This window comes from Streptomyces pyxinae, assembly GCF_024756275.1.
GTDB lineage: Bacteria > Actinomycetota > Actinomycetes > Streptomycetales > Streptomycetaceae > Streptomyces > Streptomyces pyxinae.
In genome coordinates, this window is the sequence record NZ_JANUGQ010000010.1 from 21,919 (window position 1) to 47,140 (window position 25,222).

The 25,222-nt window shown below is 76.1% G+C and carries 18 protein-coding genes; 8 read left to right on the top strand and 10 right to left on the bottom strand.

Annotated elements, in window-relative coordinates; translation table 11 throughout:
- Window positions 1–118 precede the first annotated feature (118 nt).
- Window positions 119–1,795 (top strand): phospholipase D-like domain-containing protein, encoded by a 1,677-nt coding sequence (locus NX801_RS13665; RefSeq protein ID WP_258787945.1) that lies wholly within the window; start codon window positions 119–121, stop codon window positions 1,793–1,795.
- A gap of 62 nt (window positions 1,796–1,857) precedes the next feature.
- On the opposite strand, the gene asnB is transcribed toward NX801_RS13665, so the two are convergent.
- The 4 genes from asnB to NX801_RS13685 all read right to left on the bottom strand — a co-directional run bounded on the left by asnB (window position 1,858) and on the right by NX801_RS13685 (window position 6,683).
- Entirely contained in the window at window positions 1,858–3,717 is a 1,860-nt protein-coding gene (gene asnB, locus NX801_RS13670; protein ID WP_258787946.1) for an asparagine synthase (glutamine-hydrolyzing), read from the bottom strand.
- A 113-nt stretch (window positions 3,718–3,830) separates the two neighbouring features.
- Window positions 3,831–5,048 carry a beta-ketoacyl-[acyl-carrier-protein] synthase family protein gene (locus NX801_RS13675; RefSeq protein ID WP_258787947.1) on the bottom strand — a complete coding sequence of 406 codons (1,218 nt, stop codon included), beginning with the start codon at window positions 5,046–5,048 and terminating at the stop codon, window positions 3,831–3,833.
- The gene (locus NX801_RS13680) at window positions 5,045–5,332 is read right to left on the bottom strand and encodes an acyl carrier protein (RefSeq protein ID WP_258787949.1); all 288 of its coding nucleotides are present in this window, start codon (window positions 5,330–5,332) and stop codon (window positions 5,045–5,047) included. The genes NX801_RS13675 and NX801_RS13680 overlap by 4 nt, the downstream gene beginning before the upstream one ends.
- Complete coding sequence (locus NX801_RS13685; protein WP_258787951.1) at window positions 5,322–6,683, bottom strand: cytochrome P450; 1,362 nt, start codon at window positions 6,681–6,683, stop codon at window positions 5,322–5,324. Before NX801_RS13685 ends, NX801_RS13680 begins: the two co-directional genes overlap by 11 nt.
- A 103-nt stretch (window positions 6,684–6,786) precedes the next feature.
- Between NX801_RS13685 and NX801_RS13690 the strand changes: the two genes are divergently transcribed.
- The 4 genes from NX801_RS13690 (at window position 6,787) to NX801_RS13705 (ending at window position 12,704) form a co-directional block, all read left to right on the top strand.
- Entirely contained in the window at window positions 6,787–7,245 is a 459-nt protein-coding gene (locus tag NX801_RS13690) for an acyl-CoA thioesterase (RefSeq protein ID WP_258787953.1), read from the top strand.
- A gap of 468 nt (window positions 7,246–7,713) precedes the next feature.
- Window positions 7,714–8,214: a DUF4232 domain-containing protein gene (locus NX801_RS13695; RefSeq protein ID WP_258787954.1), complete on the top strand. Its 501-nt coding sequence runs from the start codon at window positions 7,714–7,716 to the stop codon at window positions 8,212–8,214.
- A 174-nt stretch (window positions 8,215–8,388) separates the two neighbouring features.
- On the top strand, window positions 8,389–9,801 hold the full coding sequence (locus tag NX801_RS13700) for an SWIM zinc finger family protein (RefSeq protein ID WP_258787955.1): 1,413 nt from the start codon (window positions 8,389–8,391) through the stop codon (window positions 9,799–9,801).
- The gene (locus tag NX801_RS13705; RefSeq protein WP_258787956.1) at window positions 9,798–12,704 is read left to right on the top strand and encodes a DUF7824 domain-containing protein; all 2,907 of its coding nucleotides are present in this window, start codon (window positions 9,798–9,800) and stop codon (window positions 12,702–12,704) included. Before NX801_RS13700 ends, NX801_RS13705 begins: the two co-directional genes overlap by 4 nt.
- A 462-nt stretch (window positions 12,705–13,166) precedes the next feature.
- Here NX801_RS13705 and NX801_RS13710 read toward each other — a convergent pair whose 3' ends face one another.
- The 4 genes from NX801_RS13710 to NX801_RS13725 all read right to left on the bottom strand — a co-directional run bounded on the left by NX801_RS13710 (window position 13,167) and on the right by NX801_RS13725 (window position 16,124).
- Window positions 13,167–13,571 (bottom strand): YunG family protein, encoded by a 405-nt coding sequence (locus NX801_RS13710; RefSeq protein WP_258787957.1) that lies wholly within the window; start codon window positions 13,569–13,571, stop codon window positions 13,167–13,169.
- Between the two features lie 176 nt (window positions 13,572–13,747).
- Complete coding sequence (locus tag NX801_RS13715) at window positions 13,748–14,611, bottom strand: alpha/beta fold hydrolase (RefSeq protein WP_258788094.1); 864 nt, start codon at window positions 14,609–14,611, stop codon at window positions 13,748–13,750.
- 190 nt (window positions 14,612–14,801) lie between these two features.
- Window positions 14,802–15,167, bottom strand: coding sequence for an MmcQ/YjbR family DNA-binding protein (locus NX801_RS13720; RefSeq protein ID WP_258787959.1), 366 nt, complete (start codon window positions 15,165–15,167; stop codon window positions 14,802–14,804).
- A 45-nt stretch (window positions 15,168–15,212) separates the two neighbouring features.
- Window positions 15,213–16,124 carry a LysR family transcriptional regulator ArgP gene (locus tag NX801_RS13725; protein WP_258788095.1) on the bottom strand — a complete coding sequence of 304 codons (912 nt, stop codon included), beginning with the start codon at window positions 16,122–16,124 and terminating at the stop codon, window positions 15,213–15,215.
- A gap of 69 nt (window positions 16,125–16,193) precedes the next feature.
- Between NX801_RS13725 and NX801_RS13730 the strand changes: the two genes are divergently transcribed.
- Together NX801_RS13730 and NX801_RS13735 are read left to right on the top strand one after the other, a co-directional pair.
- The gene (locus tag NX801_RS13730; protein WP_258787962.1) at window positions 16,194–16,820 is read left to right on the top strand and encodes a LysE/ArgO family amino acid transporter; all 627 of its coding nucleotides are present in this window, start codon (window positions 16,194–16,196) and stop codon (window positions 16,818–16,820) included.
- 753 nt (window positions 16,821–17,573) lie between these two features.
- Entirely contained in the window at window positions 17,574–17,903 is a 330-nt protein-coding gene (locus NX801_RS13735; RefSeq protein ID WP_258787964.1) for an STAS domain-containing protein, read from the top strand.
- 345 nt (window positions 17,904–18,248) lie between these two features.
- Here NX801_RS13735 and NX801_RS13740 read toward each other — a convergent pair whose 3' ends face one another.
- Window positions 18,249–19,925 (bottom strand): sensor histidine kinase, encoded by a 1,677-nt coding sequence (locus NX801_RS13740; protein ID WP_309505829.1) that lies wholly within the window; start codon window positions 19,923–19,925, stop codon window positions 18,249–18,251.
- Window positions 19,926–20,326: 401 nt separating this feature from the next.
- A complete protein-coding gene (locus NX801_RS13745) occupies window positions 20,327–21,202 on the bottom strand; it encodes a universal stress protein (RefSeq protein ID WP_258787966.1) in 876 nt (291 codons plus the stop codon).
- Window positions 21,203–21,951: 749 nt separating this feature from the next.
- Between NX801_RS13745 and NX801_RS13750 the strand changes: the two genes are divergently transcribed.
- Window positions 21,952–25,158 (top strand): type 2 lanthipeptide synthetase LanM family protein, encoded by a 3,207-nt coding sequence (locus NX801_RS13750; protein ID WP_258787967.1) that lies wholly within the window; start codon window positions 21,952–21,954, stop codon window positions 25,156–25,158.
- Window positions 25,159–25,222 lie beyond the last annotated feature (64 nt).

The following is a 25,222-nucleotide window of genomic DNA, read 5'->3' on the forward strand; positions in this document are numbered from 1 at the left end:
TCCGGGTTGGTAGATTCTCATGATCATCCGTGGGTGTCCGCAGGGACGCCTGCGGATTTCGTGAGGTCTTCGGCCTCCGACTTCCGACCACCGACCCCGACCGACAAGGACAGGGACCATGACTTCTCCCCGGTTCGGCCGTTTACGCCGTCTCGCGACCGCCGCTGCGCTGTGCGCGCTGATCGGCCCGGCGCTGCCCGCCGCTCCGGCGGCGGCTCTGCCCCCGGCGCCGCCGGTCCAGGCCCCGGTGCCGGAACCGGCGCCGCATCTGGACGCCGTCGAGAGCGTCCTGCGGGACGTCTCCCCGGGTCTGGAGGGTCAGGTCTGGGAGCGCACCGGCGGCAACGCGCTGGACACCGGTGGCGGGGGCGCGTCCGACTGGCTGTTGCAGACACCGGGGTGCTGGGGGGACGCCGGCTGCGCCGACCGCCCCGGCAGCCGGCAGCTGCTGGCCAGGATGACCGAGAACATCTCCCGCGCCACCACCAGCGTCGACATATCCACGCTGGCGCCCTTCCCGGACGGGGCGTTCCAGGACGCGATCGTCGCGGGGCTGAAGCAGTCGGTCGCCGCGGGCCACAGACTCTCGGTGCGCGTCCTGGCGGGGGCCGCGCCGATCTACCACCTGAACGTGCTGCCCTCGGCCTACCGCGACCAGCTGCGGGCCGGGCTCGGTGAGGCCGCCGGCAGTGTGACACTGAATGTCGCGACGATGACGACCTCGAAGACCGGTCTGTCCTGGAACCACTCCAAACTCCTCGTGGTGGACGGCCAGTCGGTGATCACCGGCGGCATCAACGGCTGGAAGAACGACTACCTCACCACCACCCACCCCGTCTCCGACGCCGACCTGGCGCTGAGCGGCCCCGCGGCCCGCTCGGCGAGCCGCTATCTCGACCGGCTGTGGTCCTGGACCTGCGAACGCGCCCACCGCGTCACCGAAGTCTGGTTCGCCGCCTCCCCCGGCGCCGGCTGCCTGGCCTCGCTGGAGAAGGCCCTCCCCCCGCTCGCCGCGACCGGGAACGTTCCCGTGATCGCCGTGGGCGGACTGGGAGTCGGGGTGCAGAGCGCCGACCCCTCCTCGTCGTACCGGCCGGCCCTGTCCACGACGGCCCCCGCGTCCGACACCACCTGTCTGGTCGGGCTGCACGACCACACCAACACCGACCGCGACTACGACACCGTCAACCCCGAGGAGAGCGCCCTCCGGGCACTCGTCGGCAGCGCGCGGAGTCACATCGAGATCTCCCAGCAGGATCTCCACGCCACCTGTCCCCCACTGCCGCGCTACGACGTCCGCCTGTACGACACACTCGCGGCCAGGATGGCGGCCGGGGTGAAGGTGCGCATCGTGGTCAGCGACCCCGCCAACCGCGGGGCGATCGGCAGCGGCGGCTACTCGCAGATCACCTCCCTCAAGGAGATCAGCGACGCCCTGCGCAACCGCCTGGCCCTCACCACCAAGAGTGTGCCGCGGGCCGAAGCGGTGATGTGCGCCACCCTGCAACTCGCCACCGCCCGGCACTCCGGCAGTGCCACCTGGGCCGACGGCCACCCCTACGCCCAGCACCACAAACTCGTCTCCGTGGACGGGTCGGCCTTCTACCTCGGGTCGAAGAACCTCTACCCGTCCTGGCTGCAGGACTACGGCTACATCGTGGAGAGCCCGGCGGCGGCGGCCCAGCTCGCGGACGCGCTGCTCGCCCCGCAGTGGGCCCACTCCCGCGCGACGGCCACCTACGACCACACCCGGGCGGCCTGCCCGCTCCCGGGCGGAGCCCCGGGAGGAGTGTGAGCGGACCGGCCACCTGAGCCGGCCGGGGGCGGGGCGGACTCTTCCCCGCCCCCGGCCGGCGGTCAGGAGAGGTCCAGCCGTACGCGGTAGTCCGTGAGCCAGGTGTTGAGGTCCAGGACGAGTTCGGCGGCGTAGCGCATGTCCTTGGCATCGGTCCCGGGCGCGAGGGCCCGGCGGACGGCGGCCCGGTCCAGCACGGTGTGCACGGGCGCCGCGCGGTCGTGGGCGAGCTCGGTGAGAGCGGTGCGCAGGGCACGGGTGTACCGGGGGTCCCGGACGGTGGGATAGGGGTTCTTGGGGCGCCGGAGGACGGCCTCGGGCAGCAGGTCGGCCACGGCGGCGCGCAGCAGGCTCTTCTCCCGCCCGTCGGAGGTCTTCATGCTCCAGGGGGCGCCGAAGACGTACTGGACGAGTTCGTGGTCGCAAAAGGGGACGCGCACTTCGAGGCCGGTGGCCATGCTCATGCGGTCCTTGCGGTCGAGCAGCAGTGGGAGGAAGCGCGTCAGGTGCAGATGGCCGACCTCCCGCATGCGGTGTTCCAGGGCGTCGGTCCGGCCCGGGTGCGCCACCCCGGCCAGCGCCTGCCGGTAGCGGTCGCGCCGGTAGGCCGGCAGGTCGAGCGCGCCGACCAGGGCGGGATCCAGCAGACGGGTGGAGAGGGGCGCGTCACCGAGGCCCGCCTGTGTGTAGACGTCCATGGCCGCGAGCCAGGGAAAGGTGTCGGCCCGGGCGGTCCGCGGGTCGTGGAACCAGAAGTAGCCGCCGAAGAGTTCGTCGGCGCCCTCGCCGGACAGGGCCACGGTGGCGTGGGCGCGTACGGCCCGGAAGAGCAGCAGCGCGGAGATGTCGAAGTCCCCGAGGCCGGAGGGCAGATCACGGGCGTGCAGCGCGGCACGGCGGTTGGCCTGGTTCATCAGGCCGGGAGTGGCCAGGGCGATGTCGGTGTGGTCGGTGCCCACATGACCGGCCAGGGCCCGGGCGTAGGGGCGGTCGGACTCGACATGCATCAGGTCGGGGGTGAAGTCCCGCTCGTGGTGGTCGAAGGCGACGGAGAAGGAACGCAGCCGCGCACGGCCCGGCCGGCGGGCGGCCAGGGCGGTGATGGCGCTGGAGTCCAGGCCGCCCGAGAGCAGGGAGCAGAGTGGCACGTCCGCGACGGTCTGGCGGGCCAGGACGGTTTCCAGCATGCCGCGCACCGTGGAGACGGTGGTCTTCAGGTCGTCGGTGTGCTCATGGGCCCGCAGCTGCCAGTAGCGGCTCTCGCTGATGCCCTGGCGGCCGGCCGTGAGGACGTGGCCGGGACGGACTTCGCGCATTCCGCTGTAGACGGCGTGGCCGGGGGTCCCGGTCAGGGACAGCAGTTCCCGCAGTCCGTCGGTGCCCACCGCCGCGTCGACGGCCGGGTGGGCGAGCAGCGCCTTGGGTTCGGAGGCGAAGAGCACGCCGGTACCGGTCGGGTGGTAGTAGAGGGGTTTGACGCCCAGGCGGTCGCGCACCAGCAGCAGTCGCTCGCTGCGCGCGTCCCACACCGCCAGGGCGTACATGCCGTTGAGGCGGGTGGCGAAGGCCGGCCCCCATTCGAGGTAGGCGCGCAGAACGACCTCGGTGTCGCCGGCGCTTTCGAACCGGTGGCCGCGGCCCTGGAGTTCGTACCGCAGTTCGCGGTAGTTGTAGACCTCTCCGCTGTGGACCAGGACGGCCAGGGTGCGGCCGTTCTCGGTGGCGCTCTTCGGCTGGCCGCCGCCCGGCGGGTCGATGACGACCAGGCGCCGGTGGCCCAGCGCGGCGTGCGGGCCGGTCCACAGGCCCTCGGCGTCCGGGCCGCGGCCGGCCAGGGTGGCGGTCATGGTGGTCAGGGCCGCGCGCGCCGCCGGGGTGGTCAGGTCCTGCTCGTGGTCGACCCATCCGGTGATTCCACACATGGCGTGCTCCTTGGCTGGGCTGGGCGGGCGGCCGGCGGCCGGACCGGAGCCCGGTACGGGGCCGACGGCCGGCGGCAAGTACGGTTCGCGGGGCCGGCGGCCGGGCGCGTGGATCAGGCCCGGGTGAGGACGAGTGCGGCGTTCTGGCCGCCGAAACCGAAGGAGTTGCTCAGGACCGCCCGCACGGTCCGCCTCCGGGGTGTGCCGGCGACGACATCGAGGTCGATGCGCGGATCGAGGCGCGTGAAGTTGGCGACGGGCGGCAGCAGTTGGTGCTGGAGAGTCAGCACGGCGCAGGCCGCCTCGATGGCTCCGGCGGCACCGATCCCGTGTCCCAGGGACCCCTTGTTGGCGGTGACCGGTGGCGGCTCGGCGAAGATCCGGCACAGGGCCCGGGCCTCGTACAGGTCGTTGAGCTCGGTGGAGGAACCGTGCGCGTTGACGTGGTCGATGTCGCAGGGGCGCAGGCCGGCTTCGGCCAGGGCGGCGCCGATCGCGGCGGAGGCGCCGCCGCCCCGGGGGTCGGGGGTGGTGGGGTGGTGGGCGTCGGCGGAGGCGCCGTAGCCGGACAGCCAGGCCCGTACGGCGGCCCGGCGGCCCCGGGCGTGTTCGGCGCTCTCCAGGACCAGCACCGCCGCCCCCTCTCCCAGCACGAACCCGTCGCGGTCCGCGTCGAAGGGACGGGAGGCTCCCGAGGGACCGTGGCGGCCTCGGGAGAGGACGGACATCCGGGCGAAACACACGGCGGCCATCTGTGACGCGCGGGGTGATTCGGCCCCGCCGGCCAGGACCACGTCGCAGCGGCCGCTGGCCAGCAGGTCCTTGGCGACACCCAGGGCCGTGGCACCGGAGGCGCAGGCGGTGGAGACGGACAGGTTGGGGCCGGTGACACCCAGGTCGAGAGCGATCTCACCGGCTGCCATGTTGGGGATGGAGCGCGGGAGAGCGAGCGGGGACACGGCACGCAGCCTGCCGTGCAGAAGCTTCTCCGCCTCACCGGGCCAGTGCTCCATGCCGGCGGTGCCGACGCCCATGACGACACCGACGCGCGGGGCGTCCCACCCGCCGGGGGCCAGTCCGGAGTCGGTGACCGCCATGCGGGCCGCCGCCACCGCCAGTTGGATGAACCGGTTGGTGCGCCACGCGATGTTCCTGAGGCCCGCCGGGTCGAAGTCCGGTACCCGGCAGGAGAAGTCGACGGGCATCCCGGCCAGGGCGGGGTCGTGGGCCGCGGTCGACTCGGCCCGGCACAGACACTCCCACAGGGCCCGGGCGCCGGTACCGGCCGGGGTCAGCAGCCCCATCCCGGTCACCGCCGCGGCCCGGCTCACGAGTGCGCTCCTTCGCCGGACGGGCCGGACTTCCCCACCGGCGACTGGGCCCGTTCGAGGACCGCGCAGATGTCGGCGAGAGTGGAGGAGGTGCCGAGCTCCGCCTCGGCGGCCTCCGGCAGTTCGACACCCCGCTCGTCCTCGTAGCGGGTCACCAGCTCCAGCAGCGCCAGGGAGTCCAGTCCCAGCGCTTCGATGGTCGTGTCGGGGGTGGCGGCTCCGGGCTCGACGTCGAAGACCCGCTCCAACTCGCTCACCAGGTGCGGGAAGAGGTTACTGGTCATGTGCTGCTCCTCGGGGGTGGAGGACCGGACAGGTCGGGGCCGCGCCCCCGCCCGGTGCGGTGTCTTCGGCCGGGGCCGGGTCACCGGACGACGGGTGGGGGGCGGTCGCCGTCCGGCGCGGGGGCCAGTCGACCGGCAGGCGGCGCAGACCGCGTACGACGACGTTGTTCTGGTAGTCGCGCGGCGCCTCGCGCAGCCGCGGCGGCCGCCCGGCCAGGACCGACAGGGCGGTACGCGCGGTCAGCCGGGCCAGGGCCGCTCCCAGACAGAAGTGCGCGCCGGCCCCGAGAGCCAGGTGGCGTGCCGCCCGGCTCCCACCGTCCCTCGGCAGATGGCGCCGGGGCCGGAAGGCGTGCGGGGCATCGAAGACGTCCGGGTCGCGGTTGGCCGCGGCCAGCAGGGGCAGCACAACGGTGCCGCGCGCCGCCGGGACGCCCCGCAGCACCACATCGCACAGCGCGGCGCGGGGAGCGACCTGCACGGGAGAGTGGAGCCGCAGCACCTCCTCCACCACCGCGTCCACCAGCGCCGGGTCGCGGGCCAGCGCCCACAGCCGCCCGGAACGGTCGCCGCTCAGCTGCGCCACCGCGTGCGAGAGCAGACTGACCGTGGTGTCGTACCCGGCGCTCAGCAGCAGACCACAGGTGGTCACGGCCTCGCGGATGTCGGCCGGAGGACCGTCCGGCGGGCGCAGCAGAGTGCTCAGCAGACCGTCCTGCTCCGCCGGCCCACGGGGCCGGGCGGCCTGGCGGTGGAAGAACCGCACCAGCCGGAAGCGGGCCCGGGCGACGGCCGGTTCGTCGAGAACGCGGGCCGGATGGTCGAGACCCTGGACGACCAGCCGGGCATCGCGCCGGAAGGCCTTCCGCTCCTGGTCGGGCACCCCCAGCACCTCGCTCATGACCGCCATCGCCAAGGGCTCGGCGACGCCGGCGACGAAGTCGCCGGGGCCGTCCGGGCACCCATGGACCAGCTCACGGCTGTGCCGGGTGACGCGCTCGGCCAGCACCCGCACCCGGCGTCCGCTGAAGTACCGCGCGACCTGCCCCCGCAGCCGGGTGTGCGCGGGGGCGTCGAGCTGGAGGAAGGACCGCGCCGGCAGCCCGAGCAGAGAGGTCTCGTACAGCTCGCCGGCGCCATGGCCGAACCGCGCGTCGCCCAGCACCTCGGCGCAGGCGGCGTGTCCCAGGACGGCCAGGGCACCGCCGGGCAGCCGGTGCACGGACCGGGCGCGCATCGCGGGTGTCAGGCACCGGTTCGGGTCGGCCAGAAATCCGGGGTCCTCCACACTCGTCCCGAGAAACAGCGCCAGTTCACGCACCGCCGCGCGGACCGGTTCGCCATCTGCCACAGCCACAAGTCCTCCGCACCTACGTCATGGGAAAGGGATAACCGCCGCAGAACAGGGGTAGTTCGGGAAAACCGGCCCCAGGACGCGAGAAGGGGAAACATCCGTGAAAGCGTTCATTCACCACAAAGCGTTCATTCACCACGTGGAAGTTCGCTGGTCCGACGTGAACGCCTTCGGAGTGGTCGGCGACGCCACGATCGCCGCTTATGTCGAGGAGGCGCGAGGCGCCCTGGTCAGAGAACTCGCGGAATCGCCGGCCCCCGGGGCGCCGGACGCGCCCCAGACGATCCACCTCACGCTGCGCCAGCGCATTCGCTACTACCGGCTCGTCCGTTGGCAGTCCGCGCCGCTGCGCGTATCCCTCCGAGTTCTGCGGATCCGGCCGTCGTCTGTCGAGTTGCACGGAATCGTCGGCGAGGAGAAAACACCCTTCGCCGAGGCGTACGTCCTGTCCGGCTGCTGGAGCCCGGCACGCCGGAGGCCCCATCTGATGAATTCGGCGCAGCGGGCCCTGCTGGAAAGCTATTGCGAAACCACTCCGGGCGGGAGCCGCGCCGGTTGAACCGGGCCCGCCGAGACAGACATTCCCCGGTCCGTGCCGCCCTATGACACCACCCGGCGGTTTCACCTGGAGGAGGCAGGCGCGGGACGCGGGTTCGATCTCCCGGACGCATGCTGCCGAGTCTGGCGTGAAACGTACGGCCGCGCCCGCCGTGGACCGCCGATTCCCGTGGCGCGCCATGGGGCCGGGGCCGGACTCGCCCGGTCGCCGGGCCTGTCGCGCGGTGCGCCGGGGCAGGCCGGGGAGGGGTGGAGAGAGGTGGGCTCCGGTGGTCGGGTGCGGCACGGTAACAGGCCGGCCGCGGTCCGGGGGCGGGGGCGAGGAGATCCGGCCGTATGGGGTATCCACGGCATTTCCCCGTAGCGGCAGGGCAAAGGTGTACTGACCATGATTCTGGCGGGGCACCCGCTCCGACGGACCGTCGAGCCAGGCAATAGTGAGCAAGGCCAAGCAAGGCTAGGAGTGTTCATGCGTACCACCCGGAAGAGCGCCGCCGTTCTCGCCGCCGCGCTGCTGTGTGCCGCGGGGGCGGGCACCGCGCAGGCCGCGCCCGCGCGGAGCGGCGGCGCCCCATCCGCGTGCCGTCCGGCCAACCACACCGCGAAGATCACCGACGCGCCCGGCAGCGCCGGGCACCACCACTACCGCGTCACCCTGACCGCGCCGCGCGGATACGAGGCGTGCGACCTCGCCGGCTCCCCGGCCGGCGTCCACTTCTCGTACCGCGGTTCGCAGAGCCGGGTCACCGCGGGCCACTACGGCGACCAGCGGACCAAGGTGGTCTTCGGGCCCGGGCATCCCGTGCACTTCGACATCCAGGTTCCCAACAACGCCCGGAGCGTCCCCGCGGACGAGGTGTCCTTCACGCTCCGGGCCCCGGGCGGCGACATTCCCGGCACGTCCTTCGCCGAGGGCAGGCTGGCGGTCGCCGCCGGCACTCTCATCGGGCCCGTCCAGAGCGGCGCCTGACCTTCCGTCCGGTCTCCCGGGGTGGCGCGGTGCCGTGGTGCGCCGCGCCACCGCGCGTCGCGACCGTTTCCCGGGGTCCGGTCCACGGCCCGGCCGGTGCCGCCGGTGGCCAACGGCCGTCGTGAAAACACGGATCCGGGGACGTTGTCAGTGGTGGCGTCTAGCGTGCCGACCATGAGCCGATCCGTTCAGGCATACGCCTACGCACGCCCTTCCGCCCTGGTCACCGAGGCCGGTGGCGCCGCTCTCGGTCTGGAGACCGCGGGCGGGTCGACACCGGTCGGGGCGGAGGCCCATCCGGCCTTCTTCGCCGGGTTCCTGACCTCTCCCGGGGCGGCCGCCCGCGCGCTGCTGGCCGTCGCGGACGTGGCCGGCACGCGCTACTACCAGCGCACCCTGCGCTCCTCGCTGGATCCGGTCGTCACGGGCAACGGCGACCGGCTGCGCTTCGAGTCGTTCTCGGGATGCTGCGGGGTCTACGCCCGCCTCGACATTCTCCCGGAGGGCCTGGACGGCGCCGGTACCGGGCACGGCACCACCAATGTCGACGTCAACAACCCGCTGCGCGAGGCCCTGTCACGGCTCGGCGGTGACGACCCGATGCATCTGCGGGTCGGTCCGGACGAGTTGGCGGTCGCCACCCTGGACGGCCCGGTGGTGGAGAAGAAGGTGCCGCTGCCCGATCGCTGGCTGCGCGGCTTCGCCGAGTCCCAGGTGGTCTGCGCCGGCTTCGACCTGCGCGCCGAACTGGACGCGGCCGAGGCGGTGCGCTTCCTGCGCTCGCTGCCGCGTACCGCCGCCGGCTCCGCGTCGGCGCGCGGCCCGATGTGGGTGGTGGCGGCCGGCCGTACGCTGCGCCCCACCACCCGCCCCGTCCCCGGCGCCGTCTGCCTGCCGGGCCCGGAGCGGCTGGCCGCGCTCCAGCGGGTGCTGCGGCACGCCACCGGACTGCGGGTGTACGGGCCCGCCGTGCCCGACGGGGCGGCCACCTCCAGCGCCTGGGAGGTGTCCCTGCCCGGGATGCGGCTCACACTGACCCTGTCGCCGGACCCCGCTCGCGGGTTCTCCGGCGAGGGCGGGGTGCTGGAGGCGCTGGCCACCGACGAGGCGGCCGGGGACGCGGAGCTGGTGTCCGTCCTGCTCGCCTGGGAGCCCCGGATCGACCCCGCCGACCTGGCCGGGCAGTCCGGCCTGGGCGTCGCCCGGGTGCGCGCCGCGCTGGCCCGGCTGGGCACGGCCGGCCGGGTCGGTTACGACATGGCCGACGCGGCCTATTTCCATCGCGAGCTGCCGTACGACGCCGGGCGCGCCGAGCGCCACAACCCGCGGCTCACCGCCGCCCGCGCCCTGGTGGCGGAGGGTGCCGTGACGCTGGGCGGCGGCGGCCTCGCGCAGGTGGTCTCCGGCGAACAGCGCTACCAGGTCCGCGAGTCGGCGGGCTCCGTCCTGAGTTGCACCTGCCTCTGGTGGGCCGAGTACCGGGGCCGGCGGGGCCCGTGCAAGCACGCGCTCGCCGTCCGTATCGCGCGGCGCGCCGCCGGCGCTCCCGTCGCCCCGACCGCCGCCACCGCCGGAGCCACCCGATGAGCCGGACCGCCGACACCAACACCGCCACCGGCGCCGAGGCGGCCCTCATCGCCGGCCCCGCCCGCGCCCTGGCCATCGGCCACCCCGCCGACGCCACGGTCGCCACGGGCCCGGCCGGCGCCCCCGACACCCCCGGCGACGGCACCGTGTCCGGGGTCTCCCACGGCGTGGCCGGGTATGTCGCCGCTGCGATCCGGGCCGGCCGCCACCAGGCGGTGCCCGCGCTGGCCGCCCGGCTCACCCCGGCCCAGCGGTGCGATCTGGCCCGTGAACTCCCCGGTCTCCGCAAGGAGTTCCGTGCCCTGGGCTGGAACCGGTGGGAAGAGCGCGAGAACATGCGGGTCGCCCTGGTGCTCGCCGGCGCGGTCTGCCACACCGGTGCCGCCGCGTCGGCCAGTTGGCTGGGGGCGCGTGAACTGCGGGACTGGGAAGGGCTGCCCACCGAGCGGCTGCTCGCCCTCTACGCCGACCGCGACCCGGCCTGGCTGGGCGATCTGGCGCACCGGCTGGCGAACCGGGCGAGCACCGCCGAGGAGGACTATCCACTGATCAGGGGGCTGGTCCGGCTGGCCGGCTGCCCGGTTCCCACCACCGATGCGTTCGTCCGCGGCTGGGCGACGGCCATGGTCGCGCTGGGATACGGCGACCGGGACCGGGTGCGGCTCGACGACGCGCTGCGCGCGGAACCCGCCGTCCGGGAGCTGGTGGCGCGGCTGTTCGAGACCGTCGAGCCCGCTGACGCGCTCGTCCGGTTCGGCGACCCGGAGCGGCCGCAGCACTGGCCGGCGGCGCTCGCCCGGCTCGCCGGGGACGGCACCCTGGAGCGGCCCGCGCTGGTCCGGAGCACCCTCGCCCGGCTGCTGCGCGGCGGCCGGCCGCAACAGCTGCGCGTCTTCACCGCCGTTCTCCGGAAGCTGGAACTCACACCGCAGGAGGAGCGGCGGCACCTGGCCGACTGGATCGCGCTGGCCGCCGACGCCCCGTCCCCGGTGGCGGCCGAGGCCCAGCAGGTGGCGACCCGCCTCTGGGAGGCCGGCGAGCTGACCGCCGAGCGGCTGGCGGAGCTGTCCGACGCGGTGCTGTTCCGCCCGGAGAAGAAGCTGGTCCGCGCGCAACTGGTGCTGTTGGGCAAGGCTCTGCGGCGCGACCCCGGCGCCCGGCAGGTGCTGCTGCCCGCCGTGGCCGGTGCCTTCGGCCACGGGGACACCGCCCTCCAGGAACGCGCGCTGGCGCTGGTCACCCGCCATCTCCGGCCCGGGGACGACGCGCTGCGGGAGGAACTGGCCGGGCAAGCGGCCCTGTTGAGCCCGGCGCACCAGCCGGCCGCCGCGGCCCTGTTCGGTGCGGACCTCTCCCCTACCGCCGGGGAGCCGTACGAGGAGACACTGCCACCCGCACCGGTGCCGCGCCGCCTGTGTCCCGCGCCGGAGACGGTCGCCGAGACGGTGGAGCTGGTGGCCGCGCTGGTACGGGCCCGGCGGCCGGACCCCGCCGGGTTCGAGGTCGCGCTCGACGGGCTGGTGCGGCACGCGCACCGCGACCGGGCGGCGCTGGCCGAGGCGCTGGAGCCAGTGCTCGCCACCGGGTGGCGCTGGGAGCGGGACGAGCACGGGCGGGTGGACCCCGGTCGCCTTGGCTGGCTGGAGCTGGTGGCCGCCGCGGTCCTGCGCCGGGTGCGGCCGGCCGACCTGACCGGTGACATCGCGGAGGGCAGCCGCCGGGACTGCCCGCACGAGGCGCTGGAGCGGGTGCTCAGGGCGCGGCTGTACGAGGTCGCGCACCGGGTGCGGACCGCTCCGCCGCCGTTCCTGCTCGCCACGCCCAGCTGGGAGACGGGTGCCATCGAGCCGGAGGAGCTGGCCGGGCGGCTCGCCGCCTATCACCGTCTGGGCCTGGAGCCGGCCCCCGCCGACTTCGCGCAGGCGCTGCTGCGGGTGCGGCGCGACCCGGCCGCCGCCTCCCTGGCCGCGGCGGCCGGCAGCCCGGCGGGCGACCGGCTGGCGCGGTGGCTCGTCGCTCCCGGGGACGCGGCGGACCGGCTGGAGCGCCGGGTCGAGGAACCCGCACCGCACCGGCCCGGCCACCTGTGGGGGCGGGCCCGCGCGGGGGTACGCCGCGTCGTGGTGGCCACCCGTGAACGGCTGCTGCCGCTGCGGGAGTTCCCGCCGGCCTTCCATACGCTGGGCCGCGCCCACACGGGCCTCACGGAGCGCTGCTGGCACTGGGACTCGCTGGACGGTCTGCGCGGCGCGGTACTGCCCGAGGACCGCGAGCTCCAGGCCGCCTGGGCGCTGCCCGGGTTCACCGCCTGCGCCGTGTCCGGGGAGCGCGGTGCCTGCGCGGAGCTGCCCCGGCTGGCCGAACTCGGCGGCGAGGCCGGCCCGGTGCTGCATCTGGCGGTCGCCACCGGACTGGGCGCCCGGCACCCGGAGGACCGGCTCGCGGCGGTCGACGCGCTGCTGGTGCTGGCGGCCCGGGGCGAGCTGGACGCCGCTCGGGTCGGCCGGGACCTGGCCGAGCTGATCGGGATGGGCACCGTCAAGCCGAACCGGCTGGCCGACGCGGCGCGTACGGCGGCGGCCACCGGCGCCTGTGCCACCACCTGGGCGGTGCTCGCTCCCGCGCTGCCGGCCCTGCTGCCGGTGGAGGGCGGGGCCGGACAGGGCGGAGCCGGACAGGGCGGGGCCGGACAGGGCGGGGCCGGACAGGGCGAGAAGCCCGGCTCCGTGCCGAGTGGGGCGGGCGAGCTGCTGGCGGTGGCCGCCGACTGCGTCGAACGGTGCGGTGCCACCGGACCGGTACCGGCCGGACTCGACGCGGCGGCCGGGCGGACCGGTTCCTCCCGGTTCGCGGCGCAGGCCCGCCGGCTGCGGGACGGGCTCAGCGCGGCGGGGCGCGGGTGAGGAGGGGGTCCGGCGCATGGGCCGGGCCGACCGCCGCCGGGCCGGGGGACCGGCCCGGAGCGGCCCGCCGGCCATGGGGCGGGCTCACCACGGCGGATGGTGGGTGAGGCGGATCCGGCGAGTGGGCGGGGCGCCGCCCGGGCCCGACCCGGGCGGCGCCCCGCGAGCCCGGAAACCATGGGCGGTGCCGGGGCCCCGGGCGGCGCCGGGACCATCAGGGGCCCCGGGTGGGATCCAGTCCCCGCCCCTGAGTGGGCGTCGGACGCCCTGGGCCTTCGGCGTGAGATGGACCGGCCCCCGCCGTGGGGTGCCCCCGGCCTTCCGCCGCCGGGCCGGGGGCGGCCGGGCGGCCCGCCTCCTCAGCCGTGCGGCGGAGCCAGGGGCGGCTCGCCTCCTCACCGGTGCGCGGGGGCGGCGGTGGCCGTCCCGGGCGCCCGCAGCCCGTCCGGTGCCGGGCCGGCCTCACCGCACCGGGGTGTTCGGCAGCCCGAGCTTCTCCAGGACGCGGGTGCGCAGGAGTTCGTACTCCTCGCGCAGCCGGCGCAGCTCGGTGACGGGCGGGCGGGGGACGACGACGCCCTCGGTGACGGTCTCCTCCGGTGCGAACTGCTCCCGGGTGAGGTCGATCTCGATCCCCGGCTCCAGGCGGTTCCACCAGTGGAAGTCGACGCGCACTCCGCCGACATGGACCTCGCCGCGCATCAGCGCGCCGCCCAGCAGATCGCCCAGAACCAGCGCGGTCACCCCGCACTGGTCCCGGGCCGGGTTGTCCCCGGTCCAGCGCGCCCGGAACTCGGGCGTGCATGTCTCGGCGCTCCAGCTGGCGCGTACGGCGTGTTCTATGTCGGCGAGGAGCAGAGGTCGCATGCCCGGGATCCTGTCAGGAGCCACTGACAGCCGTTGCGGCGACGGCCCCGCCCCGTGGCCTCTCGCGTCCCCGCGACCCCCGCGGCCCCGCGGCCCTTCGAAGGGAATCGCTTCGAAGGGGATGGGTGGCGGCTTCCCCCCGGGCGCCTTCCGGGGTGGCGCCGCTCCGCCCGGGATCAGGCGGACCGGGCCGTGAGCGCGGCGAGTTCGCCCAGGAGCCGGGCCGCCGGAGCGGGGTCGAGCAGCCACTTCAGATGGCTGCCCGGAAGGGTGCGGACGTCGTAGGGGTTGTCCGGCGTCAGCGCGTCGCCCTCCCGGATCAGCCGGTCCTGCAGGGCGAGGGGCAGGCTCGCGTCGTCGGCCAGCCGCACATAGGTCTTCGGGACGCGTCCCCAGGTCGCCGCCTGCGCCCGGTCGGCGGAGGTGCCGGTGTCCAGGTTCTCGTCGGGCTGGAAGGAGTTGAGGAGGACCAGGAACTCGTCGTCGGTGCCGTCCGCGAGAAAGGCCGCCTTGAAGGCGGCGAGGGCGGTGGCGTCCGCGGTGCGGAAGTTGACGCGGAGCAGGCCGAGTTCGCCCGGATTCCCGGCCAGCGCCAAGGCCAGGGCGGCAGTGTCCACCGTGGCCATCTCCGGCTCGGCGTAGTAGTCGCCCACGTCCAGGGTGACCGGGCACCAGGACGAGACGTAGACGATGCGGTCGATCAGGTCCGGCCGGGTGTTGGCCGCGGCGGTGGCCGTGATGCCGCCACGGCTGTGCGACACCAGGATCACCGGGCCGTTGTCCTTGGCCCGTTCGAGGATTCCGATCAGGTGGTTCGCGTTGTCGGCGAGCGTGACCCCCTTGATGGAGCCGGGTGCGCCGGCGAACTCTTCGAGGTTCTGCGGCGCCTGGTACGCGCGCGGACAGCTCGCCCCGAAGCCGTGTCCCGGCAGGTCGACGGCGACCGAACGGTGTCCGAGCAGGCCGAGTTCGGCCTGGAGGGGCGCGAAGGAGAAGGAGCTCGCGAAGGCTCCGTGAACCAGGACGAACGTCGGCTGCATCGGTGTGCTCACTCTCTGACCCCGTGGCGGTGGCGCGAGCGCCACCCTGCGGGACGGCGCGGGCCCGCTCGGAGGGAGAAGGCGGGAACGGGCGGCCCCGGGAGAGGCCGTACGACGTCCGTGCGGGACAGTACGCAGCCGAAGATCATTCGCGCAACCGGTCCGCGCTCCTCCGGGACCGGCCGGGAGGTCAGTCCGCCGCCGGGGACCCGGGGCGCAGCCCGGGGTGGGCCTCGGTGAGCCGGTCCGGGGCGGCCTGGCACCAGGAGTCGACCAGGATGTCGCGGAGCTCGGTGAGGTCCTCCAGCGCGGCGAGCCGTACCCGCACCCACGCCGAGGCGGCCTCGTGCGGCGGCACCCAGAACTTCTCCGGCTCGGCGGCGATCAGTTCGGCCCGTTCGTGCCGGGGACAGCGCACCGCGAACGAGGTCTGGTCGTCGGGGACGGTGATGTACATCTTCCCGGCCACCCGGAAGGTGGGCATGCGCCATGCCTCCTTCTCCACGGTCTCGGGGAGGGACAGGGCGATGCGGCGGACATCCTCGGCGTTGATCATGGCGCTACGGTAGCCAGCGCCGCCGGCACTCCCGCCATCGGCTCCTCAGCCGGCCGTCCCCGGCTCGCGGAGGGCCCGGGCGGCGGCCTCGGTGACCACCCGGGCGACCGTGGCCAGCGCCGGCGAGTCCAGCTTCCACTGCTGCCAGAAGAGCGGGACGTCCACCGGCCGCGCCTCGGCGAGCGGCACCAGGGCGCCGGCGCGCAACAGGGGCCGGGCCTGCGGCTCCGGTACCAGACCCCAGCCGAGACCGGCCACCACCGAGTCCGCGAACCCCTCCGAGGTGGGCACGCAGTGGCGCACCCGGCTCGCCCCCGAGGCACCGCCGGAGAGGGAGCGTACAAAGGCGTCCTGGAGGTCGTCGCGCCGGTCGAAGACGATCACCGGGGCGTCCCGCAGATCCTGGTCCGGGGACCCGGTCAGATGCCGGGCCGTGAAGGCGGGGCTCGCCACCGGGAGATAGCGGGCCAGTCCGAGGCGGCGCACCGTGCAGCCCGCCACCGGGTCCGGGGACGAGGTCACCGCCGCCATCACCTGGCCCTCCCGCAGCAGTGCCGTCGTATGGGCCTCGTCCTCGCGGCGCAGCTCCAGACAGATCGGCGGGTCCTGCGGCACCCGGGTCAGCGCGGGCAGCAGCCAGGTGGCGAGCGAGTCGGCGTTCACCGCGATGGGCAGCCGGGCCGGGCCCCGGGCGTCGTCGAGGCCCAGTTCGGCGCGGGCGTCCCGCTCCAGCCGGGCCAGTTGCCGGGCGAACCGTACGACGATCCGGCCGGATTCGGTGGGGCGCACCGGTTTCGTCCGGGTGACCAGCACCCGGCCGGTGCGCTGTTCCAGGGCCTTGACCCGCTGGCTCACCGCGGAGGGCGTGACATGCAGGGCGGCCGCCGCGGCGTCGAAGGTGCCTTCGTCCACCACGGCGAGCAGGGTCCTGACCTGGTCCAGGGGCAGCTCGTCCATCACAGCCGCTAATGATACGTAAGAATCTTTAGCTGTACTGTTTTGCGGCGGCTCCCTACCGTCGTCCGCATGACCTACGGCATCCTCACCACGGCCCTGGCCGGCTTCGGCACCGGACTCTCCCTCATCGTCGCCATCGGGGCGCAGAACGCCTTCGTGCTGCGCCAGGGAGCGCACCGGCACGCCGTCCTGTGGGTCGTGACGATCTGCGCCGTGTCGGACGCGGCCCTCATCGCCCTGGGGGTGGCGGGGGTCGGGGCCGTGGTCACCGCGTGGCCCGCCGCGCTGACGGCGGTCGGGCTGGCGGGCGGCGCCTTCCTGCTCTGTTACGGCCTGCTGGCGGCGCGGCGGGCCCTGCGCCCGGCGGCCGGGGCGGCGGCCCTGGACGGCCGGGGCGCCGCCTCGGGCTCGGGCCGGGCGGCGGTGCTCAGCTGTCTCGCCATGACCTGGCTCAACCCCCATGTCTACCTGGACACCGTGCTGTTGCTCGGCTCGGTGGCCTCGGACCACGGCCCGGGGCGCTGGGTGTTCGGGGTGGGCGCCGCGCTCGCCAGCCTCCTCTGGTTCTCGGCACTCGGATACGGCGCCCGGCTGCTGAGCGGGCTGCTCTCCCGTCCGAAGGCATGGCGGGTGCTGGACGGCCTGGTGGCCGCGACCATGCTGGCGACGGGCGGGATGCTGGTGGCCGGGGCGTGAGCCGGGCGGCCCGGCGGCCGCCGGCGGCACCATCCAGGGGCCGCCCACCCGCCGGGCGATCCCGGCCCCGCGCCGCGACCGCTCCCGGAGCCGGGTCGTCGGCGTACCGCCGCCGCCGGACCGCCTTCAGGGCGACCGGCGTCCCGCGCGGGGAGGCCCGATGGTCCGCCCACCCCGCTCGCCGGGACCGCCCGGCGCCCCGGAGGAACAGATCACCAGCGGAACGGCCCCGGCAGACAGGGTGGTTGCCCGTCATCTCACCCGACTCCGGCCGGTGAGTGAGCCGTTGAAGCCCGCCATACGCCCACTCAGGCCGCGGCGGGCCTCGTCCGGCTCCGGGATCGCGCGGAGGACCCGGGGGGCCGCGCGGTCGGGGCGGACCGCGAAGCCGTTTCCCGGGGGGCGAGTTCGCTTCCGGTGTGCCGGAGATCGCGACGGACGGAGGACGGGTGGACCGGACCTATAGGCCCCCTGACCTCGCGCGGCCGTGCGCGTACGGCACCGGGCCCCGGGGGGCCGTGCGGGTGCGGCTCCGGGCAGCGGGCAGCGGGCACGCCTCGGGCGGCGGGTGGTCGGGACCTTCGGCCCCGTCCCGGGGCCTTGCGGACCTCCCGGTGGGTCCCGGCTCCTGATGGGGTGGGTGGACGGCCGGGCGTCGCACGGCCGGCACCGAGCGTCCTGTCCGCTCTCCACCGTCCGGCCGGACTCGCCCGGCGAGACACCGGCGGGCCGTACGACCCCGTGGAGGCTGCCATGTCCCGTACTCCGCTCTCGCTGACCGCCGAACGACCGGACGGCGCCACCGTCGCGGTCGCCCTGGCGGGGGAGCTCGACATCGAGACCGTCGGCTGGCTGGAGCCGGCGCTCGACCGGCTGCTCACCGAGGACTCGGGAGACGAGTTGCTGGTGGACATGACCGCCGTGACCTTCTGCGACAGCTCGGGCGCCGATCTCTTCGTCCGGCTTCACCGGCGCTGCGCGCGCTCGGGCACCCGGCTGCGGCTGTGCCGGGTGCCCAGGTGGCCGGGCCGGGTGCTGCGCGCGCTGGGCGTCGACCGCGACGTCCCGTGCAGTTACGCGTGACGGGCGGACCGGCCGCCGCCACGGCCCACCGCCCGGCCGCATCCGGCCGGCGGTGGGCCCGGTCGCCCCGGAGCGGCGCCGAAGAACGCTCCGGCCCTCGGTGACCGGCCCCTGGCGGCGGCCCTCATCATCCGTCCGGACCTGGTGACGGTTTCCGGCCGAGGCAGGCGGAGGCCGTACGGGACCGGTGCCGACGCCCCGCCGGAGCGGCGCCGAGTCGGTCCCGCCGCCCGGGACCCGGGCCGGGCCACCGGGTCGCGGCACAGGACCGGCCGGCGGGACCCGTACGGCAGGCCGGAGTGGCGGGACGGACAGCGGGACCGTACAGCGGGCCGGAGCGGTGGGTCAGGACGCCGCGGGGAGCGGCGCGGTCCAGACGAAGCGGCTGCCGCCGCCGTCGGGCGCCCCGATCCCGAAGGTGCCGCCCACCTGCTGGGCCCGTTCGGCCAGGTTGCGCAGGCCGCTGCGCCGGCCGCCCTCCGGTACGCCCCGGCCGTTGTCGGTGACGGTCAGTGTCACCTCCCCGGGGGTGGCCCGCAGGGCGACCTCCACCCGGGTGGCGTGGGCGTGGCGGGCGGCGTTGCTGAGCAGCTCGCCCAGGACCGCGACCAGATGGTCGGCCACCTCGGCCGGCACATCGGTGTCGAGCAGGCCCTCCATGCTGAGCCGGGGCGGGAAGCCCAGCGCCGTACCGGCCTCGCCCACCGCCCGGGCGGCGCGGGCCCGCAGACTGGGGGCGGCGGAGTCCTCCCGGGCCCGGAGGCCGAAGATCGTCGACCGGATGATCTTGATGGTCTCGTCCAGGTCGTCCACGGCCCGGCTCACCCGTTCCGCCGCGCCCGCGTGCTCGACCAGCCGGGCGGCGCTCTGCAGCGTCATGCCGGTGGCGAACAGCCGCTGGATCGCCAGGTCGTGCAGGTCCCGGGCAATCCGGTCGCGGTCCTCCAGCAGTGCCAGCTGCTCGGCGTCGCGCCGCCGCTGGGACAGCTCCAGGGCCAGCGCCGCCTGCCCGGCGAAGGAGAGCAGTGATTCCAGCTCGCTCTCGGTGAAGACCGGCTGGTCCGCGTCCCGGGCCAGCAGCAGCACGCCCTGGCCCTCGCCGGCCGTGCCCAGCGGGACCGCGACGGCCGGCCCCAGGTCCTGCTCACGGCGCGGGTCCGCCGGGAAGCGGTCGTCCCGGGAGAGACAGACGGAGGTGACCGGGGAGCCCGAGGTCCTGGCCGCGCCGGAGAGGGTGCCCTGCACCGGGAGCACCAGGCCGTCCAGGGAGTCGTCCGCGCCGACCGCCAGTTCGACCACCAGGTCGCCGGTGCCCGGCACCGGCACGGTGACATCGGCCAGCCGGGCCGAGGTGATCTCCCGGGCCCGGCGGGCGATCAGCGCCAGCACATCGCGGCGGGCGTCACCGGAGAAGAGGCTGTTGGTGATCTCGGTGCTCGCCGTGAGCCACCGCTGCTGGCGCTGGGAACTCTCGTAGAGCCGGGCGTTGTCGATCGCCACGCCGGCCGCGACGGCGAGGGTGGTGATGACCGACTCGTCCTCCGCGTCGAAGTCGAGGCCGCCCCGCTTGTCGGTGAGGTAGAGGTTGCCGAACACCTCGTCGCGCACCCGGATCGGTACCCCGAGGAAGGTGCGCATCGGGGGGTGATGGGCCGGGAAGCCGTACGAGGCGGTGTGCTTGCCCAGGTCCGAGAGGCGCAGTGGTTCCGGGTGCCGGATCAGCTCGCCCAGCAGGCCGTGGCCGGCCGGCAGCGGGCCGATCCTGGCGATCTGCTCCTCGGTCAGGCCCGAGGTGAGGAACTGCGACAGGCTCCGGCCGTCCGGGCCGATCACCCCCAGCGCCCCGTACTGGGCGTCCACGAGTTGCGCCCCGGCCTCCACGATCCGCCGCAGCACCTGCGAGAGGTCCAGCTCACGGCCGACCGAGACCACGGCCTCCAGCAGGCTGTGTACCCGGTCCCGGGTACCGCGCGCCGCGTTGATCCGTGCCTGCAACTCCTCCAGCAGCTCGTCCAACCGCATCTGAGGCATCCGTGACAACGGCTGCTCCACGCCCACACACATCCCTTTCCCGTCGGCGACCGGCCCGGGGTCCACACTATCGACCCGGGCGGCGGGCTCGCGGACGGCCCGGCAGGTCGGGGACGGGGCGGGCCCCCGAAGACCTGAAAGGGCCCCGGCCGGAGGGCGGTCGGGCGGGGACGGGAGGCGGAAACGGACCCGGGCGGGAAGCGGGAAGGCGGTCGGGCGGGCGGGGAAGGGGAGCGGGAAGGGGGCCGGGCCGGAGCGGGGGCGGGACGGAAGAGGCCCGGGCCGGGACCCGCCCCGGAAGCGGCCCGGGGCCGGAAGAGGGCGGGCGGGGACGGGTCCGGGCCGGCAGCAGAAGCGGGACCGGGCCGGAGAGGGACCCGGTCCCGGAGGGGTCAGGCCGGGTGCGGGACGACGGCGACCGGGCAGGGGGCGTGGTGCAGCGCGGCATGCGCCACCGAACCGACCCGGGCGCCGGCGGGCACCCGGCGGACCCGGCGGCCGACCACCAGGAGCTGGGCCCGGGCCACCACGGAGAGCAGCACCTGTCCCGCGCTGCCGATCTCCACGTGCTCGGTCACCGGCACGTCCGGGTACCGCTCCCGCCAGGGCGCCAGCGCCGCCCGCAGCGCCTTGCGCTCGAAGGGTTCCAGGCCGCCCGCCTCGTCGGCCAGCGCCAGCGAGCCGGGGCTCCAGGCGTACAGCGGCGGCAGGCTCCAGGCCCGTACCGCGCGGACGCCGGCGCCCCGGGCCGCCGCCTCCGCGAAGGCGAAGCCCAGCACCGCCGCGCTGTCCTCGGGGGAACCCTGCTGGCCGACCAGGATCTCGCCCTCCGCCGGGACGGTGGTGCCGCCGTCGCGGGCGCGGACCGAGACCACCGGCCGGGTGGCGCCGGCGATCACCTGCTGGCCGTACGAGCCGAGCAGGAAGCCCATCAGGGCGCCGTGGCCCCGGGTGCCGAGGGCCAGCACCTCGGAGCGCCCGGCCTCGGCGAGCAGGCCGGGCACGACCGCGTCGGCGAGCAGCTCGGTGGTGACGTCGAGACCGGGGTGCCGGCCGCCCACCCGGGCCGCGGCCTCCGCCAGCACCGCGCGGGCCGACTCCGCCTCGGCCTCGCGGTCCTGGACCACGGGGACGTCCAGCGGCTGCCAGGACCAGGCGTGCACGACGCGCAGCGGTACGCCCCGCAGGGCCGCCTCGTGCGCGGCCCAGTCGGCCGCCGCCAGGCTCTCCGGCGATCCGTCCACTCCGACTGCCACGGCGCGGGTCATGGGTCTGCCTCCGTACGGGATGGGGCCCGGTCGGGGGGACGGGGCCGTGTGGTGATCAGCATGCCGGGTCCGGTCCCCGCCGGGGAGGGCCGGTCGGCCCCGGGCGCCGGTCCGGTCGGTCCGGTGGACCCGGTCGGTCCGGGGGCGGGGGCGTCGGGGGAAAGGGGGCCGAGGAGGCCGGGCGTCGGACGGGGAAGCGGGTGCCCCGGCGGGCGGAGCGCATGCCACGGGGGTACGGGCGGCGAGCGGAACCGGCCGCCGGAGCCGGGGCGGGCCGGACCGACGGCGGGCCCTGCCGCCACGGGGGCGAGGGCCAGGGCCCCGGGAGGAGGCGGCCAGGGATCTTCGGGAACGGGGACGGCCGGGGCTTTCCGGGGACGGGAACGGCGGCCGGGGGCCTTCGGGAGGGGGACGGGGACGGCGGACGGGACGGCTGCGGGGGCGACAGCCGGCTGCGGGGCGAGGCGGGCGCGCCCGGTGGCGGCGGTGACGACGGCCGGGGCCCCGAGGGGCGGCTGCCGAAGATCTTCGGGGACACGGGGACGACGGCCGGAGTCCTCGGGTACAGGGACGGCGGCCGGGGGCGCCCGGGGATCTTCGGGGGCGGCGCGCCGGGAGCGCGCCCCGGGGTGGGTGCGCCGGGCGGAACATGGGGGCCACTCCCCCATGCCCGCCGCCCGGTGGAGGCGCCATGATGAGCGGCGTGGCCGGCCGGCTCGGACCGGTACCGGCGGGACGGAGGAGGTGCGATGGCGGCGGCGGACACGGCAGGCGGGGAGCGTCCGGCGGGCGATCGCGCGGAGCCCGTCCGGCCGGGCCCGGGTCCGCGCGCGGCGGCTCCCGGCGGAACGGCCGGGAGCGGGTGCCACGGGCTCGCCGGGCGGTGGTGGACACCGGCACTGCTGCCCGGCGAGCCGGCCGGCGCCGAGCCGGACTGGGCCGCCTTCGTCCGGGAGACGGTGGCGTCGGCGCCCGAGGAGGCCGTGGTCCCCGAGGAGGAGCACCCCGGCCTGACCGGTTTCGTACGGCTGCTCGCCCCCCTGACGGCCGGCGCGGGGGACCGGCTGGCCCGGGACCTCCCCGACGAGGTGCGCGAGCTGGTCGACGTACTGGCGGTCCGGGACGGTTTCGAGCGGCGGCTCGGGCGGCGGCTGGCCGCTCTCGCGGCCCGCACCCTGGTGCTGGAGCTGCACCGGGCCGGCGCGGCGGGGCTGCTGGGCGGTACGGACACCCGGGCGCGGTTCCGGGACTTTCTGCGGCGCACCGGGGGCCGGGCGGGGCTCGCGGCGCTGCTGGGCGGCTATCCGGTGCTGGGCCGGCTGCTCGGCCGGGCGGCCGTCGACGCCGTCGCCGCGCTGGCGGAGATGCTCCGCAGGCTGGCCGCCGACCGGCCGGCGCTGCCGGGCGGTCCGTCCGGTGCGGGCGGCCGGAGCCCGGGGCGGCTGGTCTCGGTGGTCGCGGGCGCGGGGGACGGCCACCGCGACGGCCGGAGTGTGATGCTGCTGCGGTTCGCGGACGGCTCCCGGCTGGTCTACAAGCCCCGGCCGCTCGCCGCGCACCGGCACTTCAACGAGCTGGTCTCCTGGTTCGGCAAGCTGCCCGGGGTGCCGGAGCTGCGCACCCCGGCGGTGCTGGACCGGGGGGCGTACGGCTGGACGGAGTTCATGGCGGCCCGGCCCTGCGCCTCGGCGGCGCGGGTGGCGGTGTTCTACCGGCGGCAGGGAGCGCTGCTGGCGCTGCTGCACGTACTGGACGGCACCGATCTGCACCACGAGAACCTGATCGCCTGCGGTGAGCACCCGGTGCTGGTGGACGTGGAGACGCTGTTCCATCCGCCGTTCCCCCCACCGCCCTCCGCCACCGGGCCCGGGGATCCGGCGGCGGCGGCCCTCCATGCCTCGGTGCACCGGGTCGGGCTGCTGCCGCAGCTGCTGGTGGGGGACGACAGCGCGCTGGACATGTCGGCGGCGGGCGGCGGGCGGGCGGCGGTCTCGCCGGTGGCGCGGGCGGACTGGGCGGACGCGGGCACCGACCGGATGCGGCTGGTGCGGCGGCCCGGGCGGTTCGCGGAGTCGGCCAACCGCCCCCGGCTGGACGGCCGGAGCGTCTCCCCGGCGGCGTACACGGACGCGCTCTGCGAGGGGTTCCGGGCGGCGTACACCGCGCTCGCCGGGGCCCGGGAGGAACTGCTGGGCCCGGGCGGGCTGCTTGAGCTGTTCGCCGGGGACGAGGTGCGGGTGGTGGCCCGGCCGACCTGGATCTACAGCACGCTGCTGGACGAGTCGACCCATCCCGATCTGCTGCGCGAGGCCGCCGCCCGGCAGGAGGTCTTCGGGGCGCTGCGCACCGGGGAGTTGGGCGCGGCCGGGTTCCCGGGCCTGGAGGACGACGAGACGGCCCAGCTCTGGGCCGGTGATGTGCCGCTCTTCACCACCCGGCCGGGCGGGACACGGCTGTGGGGCTCGGGGGCCGGTGGTCTTCCGGGCGGGTCCGGGCTGCCCGCACGCGCGGAAGGCGATGTGCCGGGGCTCGTCGGGAGCGGACTGCCGGGGCTCGCGGAGAGCGGGCTGGCGCGGGCGGCGGCGAAGGTGGCGGCGCTGGACACGGTGGACCGCCAGGACCAGGAGTGGCTCATCCGGGCGGCCATGGCCGGCGCCTCGCCCGAGCCCGCGCACCGGCCGGCCGGTGCCCGGCGGACCCGGACGGCGGATGCCGCGCCGGAGCCGGAACGGCTGCTGTCGGCGGCCCGTTCGGTGGGCGACCGGCTGCTGGCGGGGGCGTACCGGAACGGCGGCCGGACCAACTGGATCGGGCTCGAACTGCTCGGTGAGCGCTGGTGGCGGGTCGGCCCGATGGCCGGCGACCTCGCGGGCGGCTATCCGGGACCGGCGCTCTTCCTCGCCCAACTGGCCGCGCTCACCGGGGCGGAGCGGTACGCGGAGGGGGCCGGGGCGGCCCTGGCGCCGGTCGCCGGGCTGCTGGACGCGCTGCACGAGCGGCCGGCGGACGTGACGGCGGTCGGGTCCGGGGCGTTCGCCGGGCTGGGCGGCATCGCGTACGCGCTGGCCGGGGTGGCCCGGCTGCTGGACGACTCGCGGACCGCCGAGCTGGCCGGGCCGGCGCTGCGGCTGGCCGGCGCGGCCGCCCTGGCCGAGGGCGAGCACGGCGTCCGGGCCGGTACGGCCGGGGGCCTCGCGGTGCTGACCGCCGCCTGCCGGGCGGAGGGCCGGACCGAGTGGTGGCGGGCGGCCGGGGAGTGCGCCGACCGGTTGCTGGCGGCGGGCCCGGCCGGGGAGCCGGGGTTCGCGGAGGGCGCGGCCGGGATCGGCTGGGCGCTGCTGCGCTACGCGGCGGCGGCCGGGAGCGCCCGGCACCGGGACGCGGGGCTGGCGGCGCTGCGGTCGGCGGCCGGTTCACCGGACCTGGACCGGACCGGTTCCTGGTGCCGGGGCCGTACCGGGGTGGCGCTGGCGATCGCGGACAGCCCGGCGGCGCTGGCCGATCCGGAGCTGGCGGCCTGGGCCCGCCGTACCACCGCCGCGCTCTGCCGGGGCGGTCCGGCGCCGGACGACAGCCTCTGCCACGGGGAGGCCGGGGTGCTGGAGCTGCTCGGGCACGGTGCCCTGCCGGAGGCGCGGCCGTACTGGGTGCGCCGGGCGGGGGCGCTGCTGGCGGCGGCCGAGGAGGCCGGGCCGCGCTGCGGCACCCCGGGCGGGGTTCCGCACCCGGGGCTGCTGACCGGGCTGGCCGGGACCGGCCTCGGACTGCTGCGGGCCGGGTTCCCGGACCGGGTGCCGTCGGTGCTGCTGCTCGGTCCGGCCGGGGCCCCCGGCCCGCTCACGCCGGCGGGCACCGCTCCGGGGCCCGGCGGGGTGTCCCGTACGGCTCCGCCGCCGCGCCCGGACCCGGGTGCGGCCCGGCTCCCGGCCCCCGTCACCGGGCAGGCACCGCCCTGACGGGCGCCCGCCGCCGGACCCGTACCGCCCACCGCCGGACCCGTACCGCGTACCGCTCGGATCC

Coding starts and splice junctions, on each gene's coding strand:
- NX801_RS13730 (WP_258787962.1), top strand. CDS start 16,194: ATGACCTACGGCATCCTCACCACGGCCCTGGCCGGCTTCGGCACCGGA.
- NX801_RS13695 (WP_258787954.1), top strand. CDS start 7,714: ATGCGTACCACCCGGAAGAGCGCCGCCGTTCTCGCCGCCGCGCTGCTG.
- NX801_RS13710 (WP_258787957.1), bottom strand. CDS start 13,571: ATGCGACCTCTGCTCCTCGCCGACATAGAACACGCCGTACGCGCCAGC.
- asnB (WP_258787946.1), bottom strand. CDS start 3,717: ATGTGTGGAATCACCGGATGGGTCGACCACGAGCAGGACCTGACCACC.
- NX801_RS13715 (WP_258788094.1), bottom strand. CDS start 14,611: ATGCAGCCGACGTTCGTCCTGGTTCACGGAGCCTTCGCGAGCTCCTTC.
- NX801_RS13750 (WP_258787967.1), top strand. CDS start 21,952: ATGGCGGCGGCGGACACGGCAGGCGGGGAGCGTCCGGCGGGCGATCGC.
- NX801_RS13680 (WP_258787949.1), bottom strand. CDS start 5,332: ATGACCAGTAACCTCTTCCCGCACCTGGTGAGCGAGTTGGAGCGGGTC.
- NX801_RS13735 (WP_258787964.1), top strand. CDS start 17,574: ATGTCCCGTACTCCGCTCTCGCTGACCGCCGAACGACCGGACGGCGCC.
- NX801_RS13705 (WP_258787956.1), top strand. CDS start 9,798: ATGAGCCGGACCGCCGACACCAACACCGCCACCGGCGCCGAGGCGGCC.
- NX801_RS13665 (WP_258787945.1), top strand. CDS start 119: ATGACTTCTCCCCGGTTCGGCCGTTTACGCCGTCTCGCGACCGCCGCT.
- NX801_RS13725 (WP_258788095.1), bottom strand. CDS start 16,124: ATGGACGAGCTGCCCCTGGACCAGGTCAGGACCCTGCTCGCCGTGGTG.
- NX801_RS13740 (WP_309505829.1), bottom strand. CDS start 19,925: ATGCGGTTGGACGAGCTGCTGGAGGAGTTGCAGGCACGGATCAACGCG.
- NX801_RS13745 (WP_258787966.1), bottom strand. CDS start 21,202: ATGACCCGCGCCGTGGCAGTCGGAGTGGACGGATCGCCGGAGAGCCTG.
- NX801_RS13720 (WP_258787959.1), bottom strand. CDS start 15,167: ATGATCAACGCCGAGGATGTCCGCCGCATCGCCCTGTCCCTCCCCGAG.
- NX801_RS13700 (WP_258787955.1), top strand. CDS start 8,389: ATGAGCCGATCCGTTCAGGCATACGCCTACGCACGCCCTTCCGCCCTG.